Genomic DNA, 21,729 nt, shown 5'->3' with positions numbered 1-21,729 from the left:
AACGGCTCAATGAATTCTGATTACATTATGCAGACTCGGAAGAATCTACATCCTGTTTGTTACATATTGCTATGAACACTCATCGTTACATTGATAATAATTTTGATTGCTTCATTCTTTACGAGAAAGAGTGAGCAATTTCGATTAACTCAACACCTGTGAGTGTCCACACAGATTTACTTGTTTGATTGTTAAAGAGCGTGATATCAATTTTTCAGATATCGCCGTTAGACGCTAGGTCGTTGGCTTGAGGAGGCGTATTTTACACTTCCCGTTGTTGGCGTCAAGCGTTTTTTAAACTAATTTAAAAACTCTTTTTCTGCCCGTTAATTATGAAGTTTAAAAGCTTCTTAATTAACCCTGATACGTTGAGCCTGTTGGCCTGTCGCCGTGTCAGTGGATGCGCATTATAGGGAGATTCTGAAACACCGCAAGGGCTTTTTTGAAGATTATTCACTTTTATGGTTCGCTTGCTGACAATTTAAACTAATCAGCTATTTTTTATGCTTTTTTAGCAGCAAAGCAGCCCTTTTAGGCTTTATACTTAGACTAATTAAACAAATCAGGGATTTTATATGTTTAGCTCAATTCGTTCTTATCAAGGAATTCACCCACAATTAGCTGATAGTGTATATGTAGATAGCGCAGCGGTTATTGTTGGTGACATCACATTAGATCATGATGCCAGCATTTGGCCAATGGTAGCTGCACGTGGTGACGTTAATATTATCCGCATTGGTAAGCGCAGTAATGTTCAAGATGGTTCAGTTCTTCATGTAACCCGAAAGTCTCCAGCTAATCCAGAAGGTAATCCTTTAATTATTGGAGATGATGTTACGATTGGCCATAAAGCAATGCTTCATGGCTGCACTGTGGGAAATCGTATTCTTGTTGGTATGGGCGCTATCATTTTAGATGGTGCCATCATTCAAGATGATGTGATTCTGGGAGCGGGCTCTCTTGTGCCACCAGGTAAAGTACTACAAAGTGGCTTTTTATATGTCGGTAGCCCTTGTAAACAAGTACGGCCATTAACTGAAAAAGAATTAGCCTTCTTACCTCAGTCTGCTGATAACTATGTCAGACTAAAAAATGAGTATTTAGTAGACCTGCAGCAATCTAGCTAACTGACATAATCAAACATGAATGTATCCTTGCTCATCGAACGATTCTGATTCGATGAGCGCTTCAGCAATATCTTCTATATCAAATCTCACTTGCTCAAACGCAGTTAACGCTTCTTGTTCATTTTGAATAGTTAATGATGCGAGTCTTTCTAACCTTGCAGACGTAATCAAGCATGTCACATTCATGCCTTGTACCTGCGCAATCAAGGAAAGCGTTTTTGTTGCTTCATTCCACTCAACAATATCAGTAAAAATAATACTCTGATTCATACTGCTAACCTTTAAGACAATTGACCACGTAGCGTGTTATGCACAGCTGTTGTTGACGGCATCACACCGCGCCAGATGTTGAAGCTCTGCGCAGCTTGGCCCACTAACATCCCTAAGCCGTCGACCACTTCACTCGCTCCTTGTGATAATGCCCACTGATTAAACAGGGTGACTTCAGCACCGTAGGACATGTCATAACATTGCGTATGAGTCGTAATGATATTTGAAGGTAAGCTTATTAGTTCGCCAGCTAAACCTGCAGAAGTGGAGTTGATCACAAGATCAAATGAAGTAGTTAACTCATCTATTGGTGTTGCGTTCACATCGCCAAATTCAGTAAAGAGCTCTGCAAGGTGTTGTGCTTTACTGTAGGTACGATTACAAATTGTTAGTTTTACTCCAGCTTGCAATAAAGGTTTAATGCAACCTCTTGCAGCGCCACCAGCACCAATAAGCAGTAAATGCTTACCCGAAATATCACCAAAGTGCTGAATAACATCAGTAACTAACCCTATGCCATCAGTATTATCTCCACGGATGCTACCATCGGGTAGATAAATGAGGGTGTTAACCGCACCAGCTAATCTAGCTAACTCACTCAGTTCATCGCACGCAGCAAAAGCCTGCTCTTTAAAAGGGGCGGTAACATTTGCCCCTTTACCGCCACCAGCAAAGAACGCCATTAATGATTGAGAGAATTGATCAACCGGTGCAAGAATCGCTTGATAGCTCATAACTTGCTGAGTTTGTTTAGCAAACTCGGTATGGATATATGGCGATTTACTCTGTGCGATTGGATTGCCAAATACAGCATACTTATCGGTCATCAATATTCTCTCTTTCATTTATAGCTTAGGTTAACTCATGCTCTCCTATTTATTGGTATAGGCCTGAGGCATTGAGGATTTAGTCATATAACGATCGCGTAATTCATCTTGGCGGCTTTGGGTGCTTTGCTCTTCACCGCCAATCCACATTTTTTCAATGTGACTACTGTACTCAAACGGATCACCGCTCCAAAGTACAATATCTGCAGGCATGCCAACCGCAATTCGTCCTGCGTTAAGGTTAAAAGTATCAGCAACATTACTGGTAATCGCAGCCATAGCATCATCGTAAGTCATACCGTTGGCTACTGCGTTACCTGCACTATAACGTAATGCGTAGTTACCATGTGCATCGCCAGGTGTGGCTAACACCACTTTGACGCCAGCTTTACTTAATTTACCTGCGTTATCCAGAGAATTATGCAAAGAATCAAAACTTTCAGGAAGGCTTCGCATCGCATCCATGACAACGGGAATATTTGCCTGCGCTAATTCATCAGCCAAAGTGACTGCGTCAGCAGCCTCAAGCAAGACTAAATCTAGATTAAAACGGTGTTTGAGTTTAATCAGTTGCATAATATCGCTACCGCGATCAGCATAGGCAATAAGTGGTTTGTCACCTTTGAGCACTGCATTAATGATGAGTTCTTCTTTTGTTGGCTCTTTTGCAGCGTCTTTGTCCGAGGCTTTATTTTCGGCTTTGGCCAGTGCCTTTTGACGCTCCTCTAATTTATTAATTAGATTTTGCATTCCGATAATACGCGAACCATCATGCTTAGCGCCAAGCGAGACAAACAACGCTTGTTCTGTAGCAACAACACTGTCCCAATCGCCAGTAAGAGTGACTTCTATTGTTTGACCTGAAAATATTGTTTCGCCACCACCTGGCGCAACGATATTACGGGTAATACCACCTTTTCGAGCAAATGGAATTGCGACACTTTTAGGGTTAAATGCCAAACTCGGATCGAAGGTCATATCCGCGGCTTTGTCATTGGTGTCTCGGGTCATTTTTTCTTGACCGACTTCAACTAAGCCAAGTGAATTCATCGCCCCAATAAACCCTGGCGTTAAAATACCGCCTTTAGCATCGATAATCGTATCGGCATTAACAACCTTTGGGTTCAGCTGAATGATTTTTCCATCTTCAATAATGACTGAGGCATTGGTTAATACCCCTTGTTCTGTTGAAGTATAGATTTTGGCATTTGTGACAGCCAATGTATCTGCTTGCGCTAATGAAGGTAGCAACCCAGCAAACATTGAGATAGCAACGAGAGAGTATTTAAAATGTTTCAATGTCTTGCTCCTTATTGTTGACCTAACATGAAGTCACTTTTAGCGCGGTAAGCGTCGTCATTTCTATCAAAGACTTTAGCGCCATCGATATACACTTTGTCTGCCTGAGCATAAACGCTAAACGGGTTACTGTTCCAAATCACTACATCGGCATTTTTACCAACTTCAAGTGAGCCGGTTTTATCAGCAATCCCTAAAGACTTAGCTGCGTTAGAAGTAATCCAACTAATGACATGTTCTTCGGTTAACTCAAAACCATTTTGATTGGCGCTATACATGATTTTGGCCGTTTCTTGGTTTAGACGTTGTATCGTAGTGCTCGAATCAGAATGGACAACAGCGCATGAGTTTTTGACCGCATCAACCATGGCAACATTTTCAACAATCATGTCATTGGCTTCCATCTTAAAGCCCCACCAATCAGGCCACATTGCTGCACAGTTACCATTTTCAGCTAACAGCTCAGCAATTTTGTAACCTTCGATTGCATGATGGAATGTACCTGAGTGATAGTTAAATTCTTTACCCAAGTCGACCATCATCGCCATTTCTTCAGCTTTGTAGCAATGGTTATGAATGAGGATTTCGCCTTCCAGTACTGCTTTTAAGGTATCTTTGGTTAAATCACGTTCTGGCGCTTTAACATTTAAGCCTGCGGCATAGTCAGACTCATACTTATCCCAAGCTCGTTTATATTCAGTCGCCTCAATAAAGGCTTGACGATAACCAGCCATATTGCCCATTCGAGTCATAGGAGCAACTTTTTGCCCCCTACCGTAAGCGCCTTTAGGGTTCTCACCGCAAGCCATTTTTAGACCATATGGCGCATCAGGAAACTTCATTCCTTGCATCGTTGTTGATGGGGTGTTTTTTAAGGTCACACCACGGCCACCAATTAAGTTTGCTGAGCCAGGAAGAATTTGAAGTGTGGTTACTCCGCCTTCTCGGGCGCGATTAAACGCAGGGTCCTGTGGCCAAACGCTATGCTCAGCCCAAACTTCAGCAGTATTCGGATTGGTTACTTCATTACCATCATTATGTGCATCAGCACCAGGGCTTGGATAAACCCCTAAGTGAGAGTGAACATCAATAATACCTGGGGTTATCCATTGACCTGTCGCATCAATAACCTGTGCATCTTTAATCAAATCAGCTGACAAGTTAGCACCAACCGCTTTAATTTTACCGTCTAGCATCAACACATCTGCACTTTCTATCTTTTCACCTGTACCTGTCAGTACTGTAGCATTAGTCAGTAACGTGGTAGTGCGCGGTAATACTTGATAAGTACTTGGATAAGGGTTCTTATTGATTGTTACTTGAGGATCTTGTGGTTGGGTTTGATTACACCCCAACAATGCAGTGGATACAGCGATCACCACTAAAGACGGCGCAAGTTTGGCCATTACCTATACTCCCTTTTATTATTATTGATGTTACTTTGCTTAATTTAACCAAGTTATCAGCGTAAATACAGCAAGCATTCAATTGATTTGTAGCAAAACGTTAACAAACCCAATGATGCAATTCACTGCCACTCTATTAACCGTCATTAGAAATATCGTTATAATCTCGGCAGGTTTTATCTAATAACTGAGTGCAGTAATTAATGAAGTGGTTAAAAAAGTTATTTGCTATCAACGAAGCTGACAATACAAACAATGATGACCGTGATGAAACTCAATCAAATGCCTATGAATTAATTGGTGGTGAGAAGACTATCCGTTTATTGGCAAAAGAGTTTTATAAACAGATGCAAAAACGTAAAGATACAGCGCCCTTGCTTGCGATTCATCGCTCGCCTATTGGAGATTCCGAACAAAAACTATTTGAATTTTTAAGTGGCTGGTTAGGCGGACCGCAGTTGTATCAACAGAAATACGGCCATCCCGCACTAAGGGCAAGGCATACGCCATTCGCTATCGACCAAGCAATGGTCGATCAGTGGCTCACCTGCATGGAACAAGCCATCATCAAGGTAATAAAAAAGCCTGAACATCAACGAGTGATTTTTCAGGCCATTTCGACACTTGCCAACAACATGCGCAATAAAGACTAACTCTCGAGCTTTAACCAGTCTTGAGGTTTAAGGTAGCGTTCGTATAGTTCTGCCTCTTGAGAGTCTTCTTCTGGGGTAAAACCATACTCCCAACGCACCAAAGGCGGCATCGACATCAAGATAGATTCGGTGCGGCCACCTGTTTGCAATCCAAATAGAGTTCCTCGGTCATATACCAGATTAAATTCAACATAACGGCCGCGACGGTATAACTGGAACTGACGTTCATCATCGTTGTATTCGAGATCTTTATTACGCTCAACAATGGGCGAATAAGCTGTTAGGAAACCACTTCCCACCGCTTTCATAAAGTCGAAGCTTTTCTCAAAACCATGTTCATTGAGATCATCAAAGAACAAGCCGCCAACACCACGAGTTTCGTTACGATGTGGCAAGAAGAAGTATTCATCGCACCACTTCTTGTATTTCGGGTAAACATCTTCGCCGAACGGAGCACAAATGTCCGCTGCAGTTTGGTGCCAAGATATAACATCTTCTTCAAATGGGTAATAAGGAGTTAAATCAAAGCCACCACCAAACCACCACACAGGATCAGCTCCCTCTTTACGGGCAATAAAAAATCGCACATTTGCATGGGTTGTCGGGATAAATGGGTTTTTAGGGTGAATCACTAACGACACGCCCATGGCTTCAAAACTACGTCCAGCTAATTCAGGTCTATGCGCTGTCGCAGAAGCCGGCATAGCAGCTCCCATTACATGGGAAAAATTCACTCCGGCTTGTTCGAATACTTGGCCGTTAGTTAATACACGACTGGTACCACCGCCACCTTCAGCACGCTCCCATGACTCGGCTTGAAATTTCGCTTTCGCATCTAAAGCCTCTAAACCTTCACAAATGCTTGCTTGAAGAGATAACAGGTATTGCTTTACCACTGTGGCATCAGGTATTGCCATATCAAATTCCTTATTGTCCATTGCGTAGTATGTTGCCACTACGGGCATCGATAATTGTTGAAGGTTGACGTTGTGAGCCTAACTCACCAAGTACGAGTGCACTTACATCTGTAGGAAAAGACTGTTCGATTTCAGTTGCTGACATTGCAGGCTCGTGGCCCGCTAGGTTGGCGCTGCTCGAAACTAAGGGCTTATTGACGCTATCACATAATGCTCTGACAACTGGGTGCGCTGAAACACGCACAGCTATCGAGTCAAACTCACCACATAACAGTTTACTGACCCCTGCTTTGATTGGCATAACAAAGGTATACGGGCCAGGCCATTTGCTAAAAGCAAAAGCTAACTGCGCTTGAGTTAATTGGGATTCGTCAATATAGGGTTGAAGTTGCTGGTAATCACTGGCGACTAAAATAAGCCCTTTTTGCCAAGGTCTTTGTTTTATGTCCAATAACTTTTGAATAGCGATAAGGTTATCAGGGTCGCATCCAAGGCCATAAACCGCCTCTGTCGGATAAGCAATAACCCCTCCATCAACAAACACCTTATTAACTTCAGATGGTTGCAATCGCTGCATGAAATACCCTTTAACCTGATTAAATTAATGGCAAATTATACAGACTATATGGATATGAACAAATACTGATATACGCTTAAGCTAATGAAAAGCTTATAGCGGACGTTTATATTTACAGGATTTTTGTGGGCACTCTAAGCGACTACCTGCAGCACCTTTACGCTCAACTAAAATACCAAAGCCACATTCTGGGCAGGATTCATTATGAGGAGGATAATTGACGAGATACTTACACTTTGGATAAGTATTACAAGCAAAAAAAGTTTTACCATATCGGCTAGTACGAGACTCTAATTGACCTTTTTTGCAATGCGGACAATTTATCACCTCAGCTTCGGCGTCATGATCATGCTTCTCGATGTGTTTACACTCAGGATAATGAGTGCAACCGATAAAAATACCGAAACGCCCAGACTTAACCGCAAGCTCATTACCACATTCGGGACATTCAGAACCTTCAATGACTTGGGTTTCAATTGACTCATGTTGTACTAATGGTCGAGTGAAATCACAGGTCGGGTAATTATTACACCCAACAAAGCCACCATGTTTACTATTTTTAACCGAGAGTTCGCAGCCACACTTAGGGCAGAGTTCAAACTCTTTTTCTAAAGCATGTTCGTGTGCGGTGAATAGCTGCTGATCAATTTTAGACATGACGCTCTCAATTAAAATGTAAGACGGAAACTAAGCTCAGCCTTTCATATGCTGTAAAGAATATAGTAGCAAAAATGAAGATCAAAAAAGGAGGCCTAGCCTCCTTTTTAGTCACTTCATCACAAATAGTGAAACCTTAAGAATGTAAACGGCCGTCAGGCTGCTCGAAAATAAGATCTTCCATCTGCTCATAAGCTGATTCGTTGCCTGGCACATTAAACAGCACCATCAACACCACCCATTTTAAATCTTCCAAGATTAAGGAGGTTTCGTCTAACGCCATCACACGGTCAATGACCATTTCACGGGTTTCAACAGTCAGCACTTGGATTTGTTCTAAGAACAATATAAAGCCTCGGCTTTCAACATCCAATTTTGCCATTTCTTCTTTAGTGTAAATACGAAATGACTGCTGAGCATGATTGCACAAGTAAGGTTTATCACTTTCTTGTAAATCTGCTAAACGCTCTAGCCACGATAAGGCTTTTAAAATGTCAGCTTGGTGAAAACCCGCACGGGTTAACTCTTTGGTAAGCTCATCTTCGTCAACTAATAGCTCAACTTCACTATGAACATAGTTCTCAAAAAGATACATGAGGATATCAAACATATGGTTATCTCCTCTCTAGTCTGACGTAACCACCAGGCACTTGCGCAACCCAGCCCTGTAATTCAAGTTCAAGCATTTCTACTAACACCAGATCTATCGACTTCCCGCTATGCTCGACTACCAGATCTAAACTGGTAGTCTCATAACCTACACTAGCTAACAGCGCAGAAAATGGCAAATTTGTTGTATTATCTTCTATATGGTGACGATTAGCGACATCTTCAAGGTGAAAGCTTGTCAATGTGGACAATTCTTCAACAACATCTGCAGCACACTCTACTAATTTCGCCCCATTTTTTAACAAATCATGGCAGCCCTGACTATATCCACCAGCAACGGAACCCGGCACAGCAAACACTTCACGGTTTTGCTCCATGGCTAATCTAGCAGTAATAAGTGAGCCACTCTTACGAGTCGCTTCAACCACAATGCTACCAAGAGAAAGGCCACTGATGATTCGATTTCGTTTAGGGAAATTGCCTGCAAAAGGGCCGATTTGAGGCCAATACTCGCTTACAACACAACCAGACTGCTGAATTTGTTGATATAAATTGCTATGCCTTTTAGGGTAAACACATTCAACACCGGTTCCTAAAACCGCGATAGTAACACCGTTATTGCCTAAAGCCGACTTGTGCGCTGCACCATCAATACCAGTTGCCATTCCGCTGGTTATCGAAAAACCTAATTGAACAAGTTCTGCAGCAAGCACATTAGCAGTATTCAAACCACTCACTGAAGCATTGCGGCTTCCGACCATCCCTATTGATGGCAAGAGTAAGCTTTCAATTTGCCCTTTTACAAACAGTATTGAGGGAGGATCGGATATTTGTTTCAGAAGCGTTGGATATTCGGGGTCAGAAAAACAAATGATGTGGTGATGGGAAGATTGCTGTTGCCACTCAAGTGCGACTTCTACTTTGTCAAAATCAACCTGACATTGAGACAGCAGCTTTGCCGATAACGGCAAAGACTGCTTTTCAAACTCTAAACGTTGTCTTAGTTCCTCAACATCCATTTGAGTTAACAATTGTTGAATCCGAGCGGGTCCTAGCCCGGATACTGCACAAACAACTAGCCAATCGACCAGGTTTTCAGATATTTACTCGCCTCTTAAGTCAGTCGTTTTGGGCGTAACCAATTTATCATCAACTCGCACAGGACGTTCGTTGGCAATCACAATCGCCATACTGGTTTTCTCAAACACTTTAAACACCATTAACTTACCGTGATAGATGTCAGGCATAGTGAACACTTCATCATCTGATATCTTTGCTTTTAAATTCTCATATGCGTTGCGGTCAATCGTGGGTACTGGTAAGCCATCGCCATTGACAACAATAGTCTCACCGTTACGGTAAATAGCAAAAACATGTCCTGTCTCGATATTGTCTTGCGCACCTTTGTCTAAATAAACAATATCAAGCTTACCCACTTCACGAATGTCTTTTTCAATCGCCATAACATTAGCAGGAACCGCCTCAGGCGCAGCTTTAGGTATGAAATAAGCCGACATTAGCGCTTCATCTTCTACAGGTGCTACTTTAAAGCCTGCTTTAGACTCACGTAAATTACTAAGTAACTCAACTTTAGAAATATCTCCTGACTCAGTCACACGGCCACTGGCGGTTAGAATGATTTCTTGCCCTAAAATATCACTCGTTTCTTTATCTAAAAACTCGCGACCTTCTTCGTAGACAGCTAGCTTTTGGCCAACAGGTAAATTGGCATTAATGTATACCACATCATTCATAACATGGTGACGTGATGGACTTTCGCCGCCAAGAATCATCGGTAAACCTTCAAACCATTCAGGATCAACGATACGGTTTTGAACTAAATAAGGTTGAATTAGTGCAAGGTCAATGGCAGGAATTGGTCCACCTTTGTCGCTAATGCGCCCTTCAGGCCCTTTTTTGATATGCTGTTTCAATACCAAACGTGGTTGGCCATCGATAAATACCAGCGTTAATCTGTCGCCAGGATAAATAAGGTGTGGATTCGCAATCTGTGGATTTGCGCCCCATAATTTAGGCCAGCGCCAAGGATCGTCTAAGAAAAAAGCAGAGATATCCCATAGGGTATCGCCTTTCTTAACGATATAAGAATCAGGGTGGCCTGATTTTAATGTTAATGTATCTGCATTAACTAACAGTGTACTAAGTGTCAAAAACGCGAGTAAAAATATCCGTTTCATGGTTCATTCCATGTGTTTAGCTCTTTATTAGAGCTTTTGCTGTTATTGATGGTCAGTAAGGATTAAAATTAACCCATTATCTAAGCCAGTATAGCTAACTGGCTGAAATTTGACAGACTTGTTAAGAGTTTATATATGCCATTATTAAAAGTTTTACGCTTTCCAGATGAAAGATTACGTACTGTAGCCAAGCCCGTCACCGATTTCGGCGACGAACTACAAACCCAAATTGATAACATGTTAGAAACAATGTACGAAGAAAAAGGCATTGGTTTAGCAGCAACCCAGGTGGATTTCCATCAACAATTGATTGTGATGGACTTACAAGACGAGGTTGAACGCCCAACCATTTTCATTAATCCTGAAATTGTTGCTAAGAGTGGTGATTTCACAAATGAAGAAGGCTGTTTATCTGTTCCTGGTATTTATGCCAAAGTTGATCGCTCTGAATTTGTCACTTTGAAAGCACTAGACCGTCACGGAGAAGAGTTCACCGTCGAAGCTGATGAGTTATTTGCTATCTGTCTTCAGCATGAAATGGATCATCTACAAGGTAAGCTTTTCGTTGATTACTTATCAAAGATGAAACGTGACCGTATTAAGAAAAAGCTTGAGAAAGAAGCACGTTTAGAAGCCAAAGAAGCATAGGACTCCATTTGAAACCGTTAAATATTATCTTTGCCGGAACCCCTGACTTTGCAGCTTTACACCTGCAAGCTCTAATCGACTCTGAACACAATGTCGTTGCTGTTTACTCACAGCCAGATAGACCTGCAGGTCGAGGCAAGAAGCTACAAGCAAGTCCGGTAAAACAATTGGCTGTTGCCAATGATATTCCAGTTTATCAACCGGCGTCATTGCGCAAAGAAGACGCTCAGGCTGAACTTGCATCTTTAAATGCCGATATAATGGTGGTTGTCGCTTACGGCTTAATTCTACCAAAGATAGTATTAGATACTCCTCGTTTAGGTTGTATTAACGTTCATGGTTCTATTTTGCCTCGCTGGCGCGGTGCCGCCCCTATTCAACGCGCATTATGGGCGGGCGATAGTGATACTGGCGTCACCATTATGCAGATGGATATTGGTTTAGATACCGGTGACATGTTATTAAAAACCTCACTAAAGATTGAAGATACTGATACTTCAGCCACCTTATACAGCAAGCTTGCTGAGCAAGGTCCTGCTGCGCTCACCGAAGCATTAGTGGGTATTAGTGATGGGTCAATCGTCCCAGAAGTACAAGATGAAGCTTTAGCTAATTACGCCGAAAAGCTGTCGAAAGAAGAAGCGCAAATCGATTGGAATAAGAGTGCTAAACAGCTGTGGCAAGAAATCCGTGCTTTTAACCCTTGGCCAGCAAGTCACTTTACCTTGCAAGGTAATACCATCAAGGTTTGGCAAGCAGGTTACTCTGCTGAGCAAACAGATCACGCTCCTGGCACAGTTATCGAAAGTGATAAACAAGGTGTTACCGTTGCCACTGGTGACGGCACTCTGCAACTGCAAATAATGCAACTTCCAGGTAAAAAACAGATGCCTGTGGCTGATATATTAAACTCTCGCGCAGAATGGTTTACACAAGGCACCAGCTTTGTGAGTGCTGATGAACAAAAAGAGGCACAAGCTTAATGAATGTTAGAGCCCTAGCAGCCAAAGCTATTTTTAATGTATTAGAAAAAGGTATCTCGTTATCTGTTGCCTTGCCTGATCAACAACAACACTTAACTAATGGTAAAGACAAAGCCTTACTTGCAGAGCTTTGTTATGGCGTCATGCGTCAACTGCCGCAATTAGATAAGTGTGTTAGCGACTGTTTAAGCAAACCTTTTAAAGCCAAACAACGCATATTGCACCAACTGTTGTTAGTCGGGTGCTACCAATTGTACTTTACCCGTATTCCTGCACATGCAGCTATTTCAGAGACAGCAGAAGCCTGTCGTCAGATGAAATTTGACGGGCTGGTCAAAGTCATTAACGGTGTTTTACGTAATATTCAACGTAAAGAAGCCCCATTAAACACTGACAACGACACCTTAAAGTACAACACGCCAGCTTGGTTTATTAAGCGCCTTAAAAGTGCCTACCCTGAGAACTGGGCAGACATTATTGAGCAAAGCCATCAACGTCCACCAATGTGGCTTCGCAACAATCAATTGTCTCAAACTCGCGATAATTATCTAAGCCAGCTTGCTGAACATGAGATTGAAGCTTCTGCGGGTGACAGTGATGATGCCATTCTATTAGCGGCGCCAAAAGATGTGATGCAACTACCTGGGTTTACTGAAGGTTCTGCATCTGTTCAGGATGGTGCAGCTCAGTGGGCTGCAACCCTGTTAGCCCCTCAAGCAAATGAGCAAGTGCTTGATGCTTGCGCCGCTCCTGGCGGTAAAACTTGTCACACTATCGAATGTGAACCAACTATCTCAATGGTTGCCGTAGATTTTGATGCCAAACGTTTAGAGCGCGTGCAACAAAATCTGGACAGATTAAATTTAAAAGCGCAAGTTATTCATGGTGATGCAGCCGATATTGATAGCTGGTGGCAAGGTGATAAGTTTGACCGAATCTTGCTCGATGCGCCGTGTTCAGCCACTGGTGTTATCCGCCGTCATCCAGATATTAAATGGTTACGCAAAAATAATGATATTGAAGAGCTCGCTTTATTGCAGCAGCAAATTATCGACCATTGCTGGAAATGGCTAAAGCCTGGCGGCACTATGCTATATGCCACTTGCTCTATTTTGCCGCAAGAAAATAGCCAGCAAATAGAACAGTTTTTACAACGCACACCAGATGCGACATTAATTCAGATTGCCCAGCAATCGTCAGCTGAAGATATTGGCTGGCAGATCCTGCCAGGTCAAAACAATATGGATGGCTTTTATTACGCCCGTTTAGTTAAAGCGGTTTAAGCGTGTTATAGCAGGGATACCAGCACAGCAATGAAGATTATTATTTTAGGCGCAGGACAAGTTGGCGGCACACTGGCTGAAAATCTTGTGGGCGAGAACAACGATATTACTCTGGTAGATAATGACCGTACTCGGGTTAAATATTTACAAGATAAGTTCGACCTACAAACCGTTATCGGCCACGGTGCTCATCCAAGCACCTTAAAAAAAGCCGGCGCCGAAGATGCTGACATGCTCATTGCTGTGACCAATAGTGACGAATGTAATATGGCAGCATGTCATATTGCCTATAGTCTATTTGGTACCCCAACTAAAATTGCTCGAATTCGCTCTGAAGCCTACCTAGACCTTCAAGATAAACTGTTCATCAACACTGAGGTCAAAGGTAGCGATGCCAAAACCCGTGGTGGTTTTGTTATTGATGAACTTATCGCACCTGAACAACTGGTGACCTCTTACATTGAGCGTTTAGTGCAATATCCTGGCGCATTACAAGTGCTACAGTTTGCTAGCGGTAAATTAAGCCTTGTTGCAGTAAAGGCTTACTATGGTGGCCCGTTAGTGGGTAATGCACTGGCGGCGCTACGTGAGCATATGCCGAATATTGATACCCGGGTCGCGGCTATTTTCCGTAAAGGCAAAGCCATTATGCCCCGTGGAACCACGATTATCGAAGCCGATGATGAAGTCTTTTTCGTTGCCGATACGCGCCACGTTCGAGCTGTCATGAGCGAAATGCAAAAGCTGGATAACTCATACCGTAATATCATGATTGCGGGTGGTGGTAATATTGGCTTTGGTTTAGCTAAGCGCCTACAAAAGAATCATTCAGTCAAACTGATTGAGCACAGTTTAGAGCGGGCTGAAAGCCTGTCTGAAAAACTCGAAAATTGCACCGTCTTTAATGGTGATGCTTCAGACCAAGAATTGCTACTTGAAGAACACATAGATCAAACTGATGTCTTTATTGCCGTCACAAATGATGACGAAGCTAATATCATGTCAGCCCTACTAGCAAAACGTATGGGCGCCAAAAAAGTCATGGTGCTGATCCAACGAGAAGCCTATGTCGATATTGTTCAAGAAGCTAATATTGATATCGCGATTTCTCCTCAGCAAACGACGATTTCTGCATTACTGACCCATATACGCCAAGGCGACATTTGTAATGTGTACTCATTACGACGCGGCGCAGCAGAGGCTATTGAAGCAATTGCACACGGAAATTCATCAACCTCTAAAGTTGTCGGTAAACAAATCAGCGATATCAAACTTCCACCAGGGACGACCATTGGTGCAATTGTGCGAAATGATGAAGTGATCATGGGCCACGATAAAACCATTATCGAAGAAGGAGATCATGTGATTCTATTCTTAGTAAATAAAAAGTTTATCGGCGATGTCGAAAAACTGTTCCAACCGAGTGCGTTTTTCTTTTAGCAACCCATGCTAAATTTCAAGCCGCTACTGTTTGTTGTTGGCATATTTCTATCTATTCTCACCGGTTTCATGCTGGTGCCAATGGCTTTTGCACTTTTTTATCATGAGGAAACCATTGGCGACTTTATGATGTCCGGTTTATTCAGTGGTTTCGTCGCCATTTTATGTATTCAAGCCGGACACACCAAAAAAGTTAACCTCAATATTCGTGACATGTTCTTGCTCACCACAATCACTTGGTTAATCGTCAGTTTTTTTGCCGCATTGCCTTTTACTCTTTATCACGGCATTAACTATACCGACGCCTTTTTTGAAACCATGTCAGGGATCACTACAACTGGGTCTACTGTGTTATCGGGGCTCGATGACATGGACCACAGTATTTTAATTTGGCGCTCCTTGCTTCAATGGCTTGGTGGTATCGGCTTTATAGTCATGGCCGTGGCGATTCTGCCATTTCTAAATGTCGGTGGTATGCGCCTATTTAGAACCGAGTCTTCAGACTGGAGCGATAAAGCAACACCCCGTACCCAACATATGGCTAAGCACCTTTTTAAGATATATGTGTTGTTAACTGTCCTGTGCGCACTGGCCTATCATTTGTCCGGTATGCATTGGTTTGAAGCCATTAATCATGCAATGACCACCCTTTCAACTGGCGGCTATTCGACCTCCGATAGCTCGATGTCAGCCTTTACTCCTTCAGCCCATTGGATTGGGGTATTGTTCATGGCTGCTGGTGGCCTGCCTTTATTAATGTTCGTTCAATCTATTCAACAACGCTCGGTTAAAGTTTGGAATGATGAACAAGTAAAAGGCTTTATCAAATTTATCGTATTTGTCTCAATCAGCCTCGGAACTTGGTTATGGCTTAAATCTGACATGACCTACTTGGATGCTCTACGGTTATCGAGCTTCAATGTGGTCTCAGTTGTCACCACGACAGGCTATGGATTAACAGATTATCAAGCATGGGGAGCGTTTGCCAGCCTGACTTTCTTATTTCTAATGTTTGTCGGCAGTTGTTCAGGTTCAACTTCTGGCGGAATTAAAATTTTTAGGTTTCAAATCGCGCTTAAAGTCATGCACCAGCAGTTGAATCAACAAGTCCACCCACAAGCGGTGATCAAAAAGCGCTATAACAATCACACCATAGATAATGATGTTATTCGCTCGATAGTGGCTTTTATTATGTTGTTCTTTATCGTGATTTTATTGATTGCAGTGACGCTAGTTTTAACGGGTTTAGATCCAGTAACGAGTATCAGTGGCGCCATTACTGCTGTCACAAATGTGGGACCGGGATTAGGCCCTGTAATTGGCCCTGCGGGGAACTTTTCTAGCTTACCAGATGTAGCTAAATGGGCTTTAGCATTTGGAATGTTATTAGGACGGCTTGAGATTATCACTGTTGCAGTGTTATTTGCGCCTAATTTTTGGAAGTATTAACCCGCTCAGCTTAAGCACTTTCCTTGATTGAAAGTAAGAAATAAAAAAGTAAAAAGGTGATGCATTGTAAGCATCACCTTTTCTTTGCTGAAGATATTGTATAAAGCGTTTAGCTAGCAGTTTCTGCCTCAACTAAGCTGACAATATGATTGCCATAAACTTTTACATCATCCCAGTCAGTGTAATCAATCACGCTTGTAGGATCTGTTGGTCCATCGGTCATTTTCATGATTAAGCGAATGGCTAAGCTGTCATACCATGTCCAAGACGGGTAATTCACTTTTCCAGGAATAATCTTCACATCTTGCGGTGTCCAAGGTGAAAGCTCGATGAACTTTTGCAGATACTTATTGTTCTCTGGAATACGCTTTTCAGGCTTACGGGCAACAACATTAACGCAGAAAAAGCTGTTTGGCTTACTGCTTAACTCAGCTTGATAGCGAGTCACAAACTCAAACACTGACTTATGGTAAGAGCCGTAAAGGACACAAGCGCCTAGCGCAATGGCGTCATAACTAGCCCAATCAATGTCAGCATGATTATTATCAAGAATATTGACCACATCGCATTGATGACCACTGTGGACAATCTGCTCAGCTATCGCACGACTAATTTGCGCCGTATGACCGCCTCTTGAGTAATAAATCACTAATGTTTTTGCCATTTTTACACCGATGGTTGCTCTAATAAGCAATCATTGTGGCAAAAAAATCCATTGCAATCGTGCTCTTTGATCACAAATTAGAAATGACTCATATATTTGAACGATAAAATTGAGATCTGTGTAAGCCAGCAGTATGATGCCAATTAGGTAATAAATTTAATGTATATAGTCAGGTAAGGTATATAGATGTCTGAAAATATTGATGTAGATTCGATGTTAGGTAACGCGGAAATGGCTGCCAAATGGTTAAAAGCTATTGCCAACCCATATCGTTTGATGATCTTGTGTTTATTACTCGACAAAGAACACAGTGTGACTGAACTCAACGAAAAGGTGCCACTGAGTCAATCAGCATTATCACAACACCTTGCAGTTATTCGAGCGCAGGATTTAGTCAATACACGTAAAAGTTCGCAAAATGTTTACTACACATTAAAGAATGAAGAAGTGACTGAAGTGATTTCGATTTTGCATCGTTTATATTGCGCTAACTAGCTCGCTATAAAAAAGCGATTGTTATATAGATCTTTTGTAAACAACTGCCCTGCTAGATCAGGCTTTGACTCTCACTCAAAGCCTAGCTTGACCCCTTCTAAAGGCTCAATGTTTAGAGCTGCTTAAACTCGTTGGCAAACTCATCCACTTTATTCCAGTCAGTAAACTCGTATGTGCCGCTGGTATCTGTTGGCCCTTTAGTCATCCACATAATAAAGCGGATCATGACTCTGTCGATAGTTCGATATTTAGGGTAATCAATTTTACCTGCAAACACACCCAACAGCTTTGGCTTCCAGCTTGTTAAAGTTAAAAACTTTTGCATATAAGGATTAGTTTCAGGGGTATTCTTTTCTGGTTTTCTTGCCACCACATTCACGGTAAAAAAGGCGCTATTGGCTTTATCTAATGTAGCGGCATGTTGATTAATAAATTCAAATAAAGCAGGTCGGTGCTTACCGTAACGAATACTTGCACCAATTAAAATCTTATCAAAGCTTTCTAATATTAATGTACCAGCTTGCTCAATAGAGGCAATTGTCACTTGCTCATCTGTTGTTTCTAATTGCTGCTTTATCTTTTCACATATTGCCAGTGTTTGGCCGTCAACGGTTGAATAGATAATTAAGTTATTCGACATTTTCATTCCTTGTAAATGATCATTCCCTGTTAGTCATTAACACATTGGTTAAGTTAGTTTTTCCAAAAAGTCGGTGTAAACAGTACTAACAAGGTAAACACTTCGAGACGACCAAATAACATCGCAAGTACTAATACCCATTTAGCGCCATCGGTCACACTCGCGTAGTTACTGGCAACATCGCCTAAACCTGGGCCTAAGTTATTAATACTTGCCGCAGTCGCACTAAATGCCGTGATGGCGTCCATCTCCATGGCCATTAGTAACACCATACACACCACAAACACTAACGCATAAGCAGAGAAGAACCCCCACACTGCATCAATCACACGATCAGGTAATGCCGAACCACCGATACGAATAGAATACATGGCTTTAGGATGAATAAGCCGCTTCATCTCGCGCGAGCCTTGTAGCAGCAGTAATACAAAGCGGATAACTTTCATACCGCCGCCAGTAGAACCGGCACAACCACCAATAAAGCTAGAGAAGATCAATAAGATTGGTAAAAACAGCGGCCATGTATGAAAACTTTCAGTACCAAAACCTGCTGTCGTTGAAATGGAAACCACTTGAAAAAAAGCGTAATCAAGGGTTTGTTCAGGCGTATCGTAAATACCTGAGCTATATAAAGTCGCAAAACAAATCGCTGTTAATGCCAGTTGAATACCAATTAAAGCCTTAAATTCTGCATCGCGAAAGTACACTTTAAAGTTAATTCCGCGCCAACTGAAGGCCGCAAAGTGCAAGCTAAAGTTCACCGCAGCAATCAGCAAAAATACCGCACAAATGACATTGATCAATGGGCTATCAAAATAACCAATACTGGCGTCATGGGTTGAGAAACCACCAATCGCAATGGTTGAGAACGAATGACAAATCGCATCAAATGCCCCCATTCCTGCAAAATAAAATGCGGTTGCACAGGCGACGGTGAGCAGCAGGTAAATATACCAAAGTGCTTTAGCCGTTTCGGCAATCCTTGGCTTCATTTTACTGTCTTTAACAGGTCCGGGAATTTCAGCTTTATACAGCTGCATTCCACCAATACCTAACAGTGGCAAAATAGCCACAGCAAGTACAATGATACCCATACCGCCCATCCACTGCAGTAGATGCCGGTAAAACAAAATGGCTTTAGGTAAGTCATCGAGGCCAACAATCACTGTTGCACCAGTGGTTGTTAGCGCTGAAAAGGATTCAAAAAAACTGTCAGTCCAACTGAGATTAGGTTCGTTGGAGAAAATAAATGGCAAAGCACCAATGGAGCCTAGAACGGTCCAGAATAGCACCACAATCAAAAAGCCTTCACGGGTGCGTAAATCGCCTTTTTGTCTGCGGTTTGGGTACCAGAGTAAAAAACCTAAAAATAAGCTAACGCAAAATGCCTGAATAAAAGCAGTACCGCCACCATCTTGATAAAGAATGGCAACCAATGCTGGCGGCAACATGGTGATAGAAAATAGTCCCATCAACAGGCCGGTTATTCTGATAATTGTTTTATATTGCATTTATTATTGCACTAGTTTGCATGGCATTGGTTTTAGACCGTGTAAATTTCACAGTTATATAACCTTATATTCTGGCATACTTTTTCCCACCATCAAACGTTAAACTTCGCCTTAAGTTGACCTTGAGTTTGAGTCGCCAGTTCACGATTAAAGTCATCATGAAAAGCTTTCGCTATTTCAAACTCAATTTCTATCATATCGGTAAAGTTTTTATTGATAATAATGCCATCAAACTGATTTATCAGATATTCGACATTATTAAGTTGAGGGTAACTGCACTGTAATGATGAGGCATAACGTATGTACTTGGTAACTGTCGTCAGTTCAGTTAAACCCGACTTTACTCCAGAAGAATAAGCGCGAACTAAGCCACCGACACCCAATTTAGTTCCGCCAAAATAGCGCACGACTATCGCACCAATTTCACCAATATTTGAACCTTGTAATGTGGCCAACATTGGTCGACCCGCACTACCTGCAGGCTCACCATCATCGCTACTGCCTATGGTAATACTATTTTGAGGATCGGACGCCACAAAAGCATAACAATAATGGTTAGCACCAGGATATGTTACCTTTGTGTTAGTAAGTACACACTTCAACTCTACTTCACTACTGCAATGAAACAGTACAGTAATGAAGCGGCTGTGTTTAATGTCTTCCTCAATCGTCAGCGTTTGATTGGGAATTAAGTATTGTTCAGTCAATCAGGCCAAGTTCTCGTGTCATATTTTCATTGTGATCTTGATGAACAATAACATTATCTTCGATACGAATACCGCCAAATGGGCGTAATTCATTAACCGTATCCCAATTAATTTGCGCTTGGCGATGGTCAGCTTTTAATTCGCCTAATAATGAATCAATAATATAAATACCAGGTTCAATGGTGAATACTTGGTTCGCTTGTATTTCACGCGTGCAACGCAGGAATGGGTGCCCATCAGGTGTTGGGGTATGAGTGCCACGTTCATCACGTGAAAACCCTCCCATGTCATGAACCTGTAAGCCAAGCATATGACCTAAGCCATGTGGGAAAAACACGCTAGTGATACCCTGCTCAACTAATCCTTGAGCATCGCCAGTGGCTAAATTAAATTCCAACATCAACTCAGCTAACTTTGCATGGGTGGTTAAATGAAGATCGGTATATTTAACTCCCGGCTTCATCATATCGACAATCGCTAACTGCATCTTGTTCATTTCAACAATCAGCTCATAGAAGCGATTTTTCTCAAATGAATAAGTACGGGTAATATCAGATGCGTAACCATTATAGTTCGCACCAGCATCTATCAAAAATGATAATCGTGGAGACGGAATTTGATGCTCAAGCGCGGTGTAATGCAAAATTGCAGCATTTTGATTAAGGGCAACAATATTGCCATACGGCACTTCATTTTCAGTTTGGCCAATTGCAGACAGATATTGCTGCTGGATTTCAAACTCACTACCACCATTATAAAAAGCATTTTTAGCCGCAAGGTGCCCTTTTACTGCAATTTGATTTGCACGACGAAGACACTCTAATTCATACTGAGTTTTATCAGCGCGGTGGTAATGCAAGTAATTCAAAACAGAATCAGGGTTGCGCTTGCTCATTCCTAATACTTCAGCGACATCAAAGTGCTCACCGAGATATGCCCAATCTGCAATATTATTAGGCAATAACTCAGCAACGCGGTCAGCTTTGGTTAATAATTTAATATCAAAGTGTTCAGCCCAAAAGTCACTAGGCTCATCGCTGACTTTATGCCAAAAATCCACTGGACGATAAAAAATTAATTGAGGCTTATCAGTGCCATTGGCCACAATCCAACAATTAGGGTTATCCAATACAGGCAACCAAGCTTTAAATTGAGGGTTAACTTTAAACGGGTAGCTTAAATCATCTAAAAACTGTCGATGAGCCTGACCGGAATGTATCACTAAACCAGCAAGTTGTTCTCGAGAGACAATCTCGGCAACCCGACGATTTAATTCTGCAATGTGCGCATGATAAAAATTAGCTAGCTGATCCATTTTTGCTATCCCTGTGATGTTATTTTTCTTGTTTAAGAACCTGTGAAGTGTATC

Annotated in this window: 23 protein-coding genes; 8 read left to right on the top strand and 15 right to left on the bottom strand. The window is 42.0% G+C overall.

Translation table 11 applies throughout. The features are described from left to right. Window positions 1–575: 575 nt before the first annotated feature. Window positions 576–1,127 (top strand): gamma carbonic anhydrase family protein, encoded by a 552-nt coding sequence (locus L2735_RS14860; RefSeq protein ID WP_248985463.1) that lies wholly within the window; start codon window positions 576–578, stop codon window positions 1,125–1,127. 9 nt (window positions 1,128–1,136) lie between these two features. Here L2735_RS14860 and L2735_RS14855 read toward each other — a convergent pair whose 3' ends face one another. Genes L2735_RS14855 through L2735_RS14840 form a run of 4 tightly spaced genes read right to left on the bottom strand, consistent with a single transcriptional unit; the run spans window position 1,137 to window position 4,929 of the window. After that, window positions 1,137–1,397: a DUF1488 family protein gene (locus L2735_RS14855; RefSeq protein ID WP_248985462.1), complete on the bottom strand. Its 261-nt coding sequence runs from the start codon at window positions 1,395–1,397 to the stop codon at window positions 1,137–1,139. 11 nt (window positions 1,398–1,408) lie between these two features. After that, the gene (aroE, locus tag L2735_RS14850) at window positions 1,409–2,224 is read right to left on the bottom strand and encodes a shikimate dehydrogenase (RefSeq protein WP_248985461.1); all 816 of its coding nucleotides are present in this window, start codon (window positions 2,222–2,224) and stop codon (window positions 1,409–1,411) included. A gap of 45 nt (window positions 2,225–2,269) precedes the next feature. Further along, the gene (locus L2735_RS14845) at window positions 2,270–3,487 is read right to left on the bottom strand and encodes an amidohydrolase family protein (protein WP_248985465.1); all 1,218 of its coding nucleotides are present in this window, start codon (window positions 3,485–3,487) and stop codon (window positions 2,270–2,272) included. Between the two features lie 47 nt (window positions 3,488–3,534). Continuing rightward, entirely contained in the window at window positions 3,535–4,929 is a 1,395-nt protein-coding gene (locus tag L2735_RS14840) for an amidohydrolase (RefSeq protein ID WP_248985460.1), read from the bottom strand. Window positions 4,930–5,132: 203 nt separating this feature from the next. On the opposite strand from L2735_RS14840, the gene L2735_RS14835 reads away from it, so the two are divergent. Then, window positions 5,133–5,582: a group II truncated hemoglobin gene (locus L2735_RS14835; RefSeq protein WP_248985459.1), complete on the top strand. Its 450-nt coding sequence runs from the start codon at window positions 5,133–5,135 to the stop codon at window positions 5,580–5,582. Here L2735_RS14835 and hemF read toward each other — a convergent pair. The 6 genes from hemF to L2735_RS14805 form a co-directional block, all read right to left on the bottom strand. Then, on the bottom strand, window positions 5,579–6,499 hold the full coding sequence (hemF, locus tag L2735_RS14830) for an oxygen-dependent coproporphyrinogen oxidase (protein ID WP_248985458.1): 921 nt from the start codon (window positions 6,497–6,499) through the stop codon (window positions 5,579–5,581). The genes L2735_RS14835 and hemF overlap by 4 nt on opposite strands. Window positions 6,500–6,509: 10 nt before the next feature. Then, window positions 6,510–7,076 carry an L-threonylcarbamoyladenylate synthase type 1 TsaC gene (gene tsaC / locus L2735_RS14825; protein WP_248985457.1) on the bottom strand — a complete coding sequence of 189 codons (567 nt, stop codon included), beginning with the start codon at window positions 7,074–7,076 and terminating at the stop codon, window positions 6,510–6,512. Window positions 7,077–7,169: 93 nt separating this feature from the next. Beyond that, complete coding sequence (locus tag L2735_RS14820; protein WP_248985456.1) at window positions 7,170–7,733, bottom strand: DNA topoisomerase family protein; 564 nt, start codon at window positions 7,731–7,733, stop codon at window positions 7,170–7,172. A gap of 136 nt (window positions 7,734–7,869) precedes the next feature. Then, window positions 7,870–8,343 carry a DUF494 family protein gene (locus L2735_RS14815; protein WP_248985455.1) on the bottom strand — a complete coding sequence of 158 codons (474 nt, stop codon included), beginning with the start codon at window positions 8,341–8,343 and terminating at the stop codon, window positions 7,870–7,872. 4 nt (window positions 8,344–8,347) lie between these two features. After that, window positions 8,348–9,373 (bottom strand): DNA-processing protein DprA, encoded by a 1,026-nt coding sequence (gene dprA, locus L2735_RS14810; RefSeq protein WP_487250619.1) that lies wholly within the window; start codon window positions 9,371–9,373, stop codon window positions 8,348–8,350. Between the two features lie 72 nt (window positions 9,374–9,445). Next, on the bottom strand, window positions 9,446–10,540 hold the full coding sequence (locus L2735_RS14805) for a LysM peptidoglycan-binding domain-containing protein (protein WP_248985454.1): 1,095 nt from the start codon (window positions 10,538–10,540) through the stop codon (window positions 9,446–9,448). Window positions 10,541–10,675: 135 nt separating this feature from the next. Here L2735_RS14805 and def point away from each other — a divergent pair, with 135 nt between their 5' ends. From def to L2735_RS14780, 5 genes are read left to right on the top strand one after another with little or no spacing between them, the layout of a single operon-like run. Then, on the top strand, window positions 10,676–11,188 hold the full coding sequence (gene def, locus L2735_RS14800; RefSeq protein ID WP_248985453.1) for a peptide deformylase: 513 nt from the start codon (window positions 10,676–10,678) through the stop codon (window positions 11,186–11,188). Window positions 11,189–11,196: 8 nt separating this feature from the next. Further along, a complete protein-coding gene (gene fmt / locus L2735_RS14795) occupies window positions 11,197–12,171 on the top strand; it encodes a methionyl-tRNA formyltransferase (RefSeq protein WP_248985452.1) in 975 nt (324 codons plus the stop codon). After that, window positions 12,171–13,454: a 16S rRNA (cytosine(967)-C(5))-methyltransferase RsmB gene (gene rsmB / locus L2735_RS14790; RefSeq protein ID WP_248985451.1), complete on the top strand. Its 1,284-nt coding sequence runs from the start codon at window positions 12,171–12,173 to the stop codon at window positions 13,452–13,454. Before fmt ends, rsmB begins: the two co-directional genes overlap by 1 nt. Before the next feature lie 30 nt (window positions 13,455–13,484). Next, on the top strand, window positions 13,485–14,894 hold the full coding sequence (gene trkA, locus L2735_RS14785; RefSeq protein WP_248985450.1) for a Trk system potassium transporter TrkA: 1,410 nt from the start codon (window positions 13,485–13,487) through the stop codon (window positions 14,892–14,894). Window positions 14,895–14,900: 6 nt separating this feature from the next. Next, window positions 14,901–16,343: a TrkH family potassium uptake protein gene (locus L2735_RS14780; protein WP_248985449.1), complete on the top strand. Its 1,443-nt coding sequence runs from the start codon at window positions 14,901–14,903 to the stop codon at window positions 16,341–16,343. Between the two features lie 109 nt (window positions 16,344–16,452). Here L2735_RS14780 and hemG (L2735_RS14775) read toward each other — a convergent pair whose 3' ends face one another. Continuing rightward, window positions 16,453–17,007: a menaquinone-dependent protoporphyrinogen IX dehydrogenase gene (gene hemG / locus L2735_RS14775; RefSeq protein ID WP_248985448.1), complete on the bottom strand. Its 555-nt coding sequence runs from the start codon at window positions 17,005–17,007 to the stop codon at window positions 16,453–16,455. 186 nt (window positions 17,008–17,193) lie between these two features. On the opposite strand from hemG (L2735_RS14775), the gene L2735_RS14770 reads away from it, so the two are divergent. After that, on the top strand, window positions 17,194–17,502 hold the full coding sequence (locus tag L2735_RS14770) for an ArsR/SmtB family transcription factor (RefSeq protein ID WP_248985447.1): 309 nt from the start codon (window positions 17,194–17,196) through the stop codon (window positions 17,500–17,502). Window positions 17,503–17,614: 112 nt separating this feature from the next. Here the strand turns inward: L2735_RS14770 and hemG (L2735_RS14765) are convergent, their stop codons facing one another. From hemG (L2735_RS14765) to pepQ, 4 genes are all read right to left on the bottom strand, one after another. Beyond that, a complete protein-coding gene (gene hemG / locus L2735_RS14765; protein ID WP_248985446.1) occupies window positions 17,615–18,142 on the bottom strand; it encodes a menaquinone-dependent protoporphyrinogen IX dehydrogenase in 528 nt (175 codons plus the stop codon). Window positions 18,143–18,195: 53 nt separating this feature from the next. Further along, on the bottom strand, window positions 18,196–19,653 hold the full coding sequence (locus L2735_RS14760) for a TrkH family potassium uptake protein (protein ID WP_248985445.1): 1,458 nt from the start codon (window positions 19,651–19,653) through the stop codon (window positions 18,196–18,198). Window positions 19,654–19,745: 92 nt separating this feature from the next. After that, window positions 19,746–20,360 (bottom strand): YigZ family protein, encoded by a 615-nt coding sequence (locus L2735_RS14755; protein ID WP_248985444.1) that lies wholly within the window; start codon window positions 20,358–20,360, stop codon window positions 19,746–19,748. Continuing rightward, complete coding sequence (pepQ, locus tag L2735_RS14750; protein WP_248985443.1) at window positions 20,353–21,675, bottom strand: Xaa-Pro dipeptidase; 1,323 nt, start codon at window positions 21,673–21,675, stop codon at window positions 20,353–20,355. The genes L2735_RS14755 and pepQ overlap by 8 nt, the downstream gene beginning before the upstream one ends. Window positions 21,676–21,729: the final 54 nt, after the last annotated feature.

Origin of the sequence: Shewanella olleyana, from assembly GCF_023283825.1 — a bacterium.
Lineage (GTDB): Bacteria > Pseudomonadota > Gammaproteobacteria > Enterobacterales > Shewanellaceae > Shewanella > Shewanella olleyana.
Note: the sequence above shows the minus strand (reverse complement) of the source record. Positions and strands in the feature narration are given on the sequence as shown.

Excerpts from the sequence above, each read along its gene's own strand:
- L2735_RS14860 (WP_248985463.1), top strand. The coding sequence starts at position 576 with ATGTTTAGCTCAATTCGTTCTTATCAAGGAATTCACCCACAATTAGCT.
- L2735_RS14855 (WP_248985462.1), bottom strand. The coding sequence starts at position 1,397 with ATGAATCAGAGTATTATTTTTACTGATATTGTTGAGTGGAATGAAGCA.
- aroE (WP_248985461.1), bottom strand. The coding sequence starts at position 2,224 with ATGACCGATAAGTATGCTGTATTTGGCAATCCAATCGCACAGAGTAAA.
- L2735_RS14845 (WP_248985465.1), bottom strand. The coding sequence starts at position 3,487 with ATGTTTGCTGGGTTGCTACCTTCATTAGCGCAAGCAGATACATTGGCT.
- L2735_RS14840 (WP_248985460.1), bottom strand. The coding sequence starts at position 4,929 with ATGGCCAAACTTGCGCCGTCTTTAGTGGTGATCGCTGTATCCACTGCA.
- L2735_RS14835 (WP_248985459.1), top strand. The coding sequence starts at position 5,133 with ATGAAGTGGTTAAAAAAGTTATTTGCTATCAACGAAGCTGACAATACA.
- hemF (WP_248985458.1), bottom strand. The coding sequence starts at position 6,499 with ATGGCAATACCTGATGCCACAGTGGTAAAGCAATACCTGTTATCTCTT.
- tsaC (WP_248985457.1), bottom strand. The coding sequence starts at position 7,076 with ATGCAGCGATTGCAACCATCTGAAGTTAATAAGGTGTTTGTTGATGGA.
- L2735_RS14820 (WP_248985456.1), bottom strand. The coding sequence starts at position 7,733 with ATGTCTAAAATTGATCAGCAGCTATTCACCGCACACGAACATGCTTTA.
- L2735_RS14815 (WP_248985455.1), bottom strand. The coding sequence starts at position 8,343 with ATGTTTGATATCCTCATGTATCTTTTTGAGAACTATGTTCATAGTGAA.
- L2735_RS14805 (WP_248985454.1), bottom strand. The coding sequence starts at position 10,540 with ATGAAACGGATATTTTTACTCGCGTTTTTGACACTTAGTACACTGTTA.
- def (WP_248985453.1), top strand. The coding sequence starts at position 10,676 with ATGCCATTATTAAAAGTTTTACGCTTTCCAGATGAAAGATTACGTACT.
- rsmB (WP_248985451.1), top strand. The coding sequence starts at position 12,171 with ATGAATGTTAGAGCCCTAGCAGCCAAAGCTATTTTTAATGTATTAGAA.
- trkA (WP_248985450.1), top strand. The coding sequence starts at position 13,485 with ATGAAGATTATTATTTTAGGCGCAGGACAAGTTGGCGGCACACTGGCT.
- L2735_RS14780 (WP_248985449.1), top strand. The coding sequence starts at position 14,901 with ATGCTAAATTTCAAGCCGCTACTGTTTGTTGTTGGCATATTTCTATCT.
- hemG (WP_248985448.1), bottom strand. The coding sequence starts at position 17,007 with ATGGCAAAAACATTAGTGATTTATTACTCAAGAGGCGGTCATACGGCG.
- L2735_RS14770 (WP_248985447.1), top strand. The coding sequence starts at position 17,194 with ATGTCTGAAAATATTGATGTAGATTCGATGTTAGGTAACGCGGAAATG.
- hemG (WP_248985446.1), bottom strand. The coding sequence starts at position 18,142 with ATGTCGAATAACTTAATTATCTATTCAACCGTTGACGGCCAAACACTG.
- L2735_RS14760 (WP_248985445.1), bottom strand. The coding sequence starts at position 19,653 with ATGCAATATAAAACAATTATCAGAATAACCGGCCTGTTGATGGGACTA.
- pepQ (WP_248985443.1), bottom strand. The coding sequence starts at position 21,675 with ATGGATCAGCTAGCTAATTTTTATCATGCGCACATTGCAGAATTAAAT.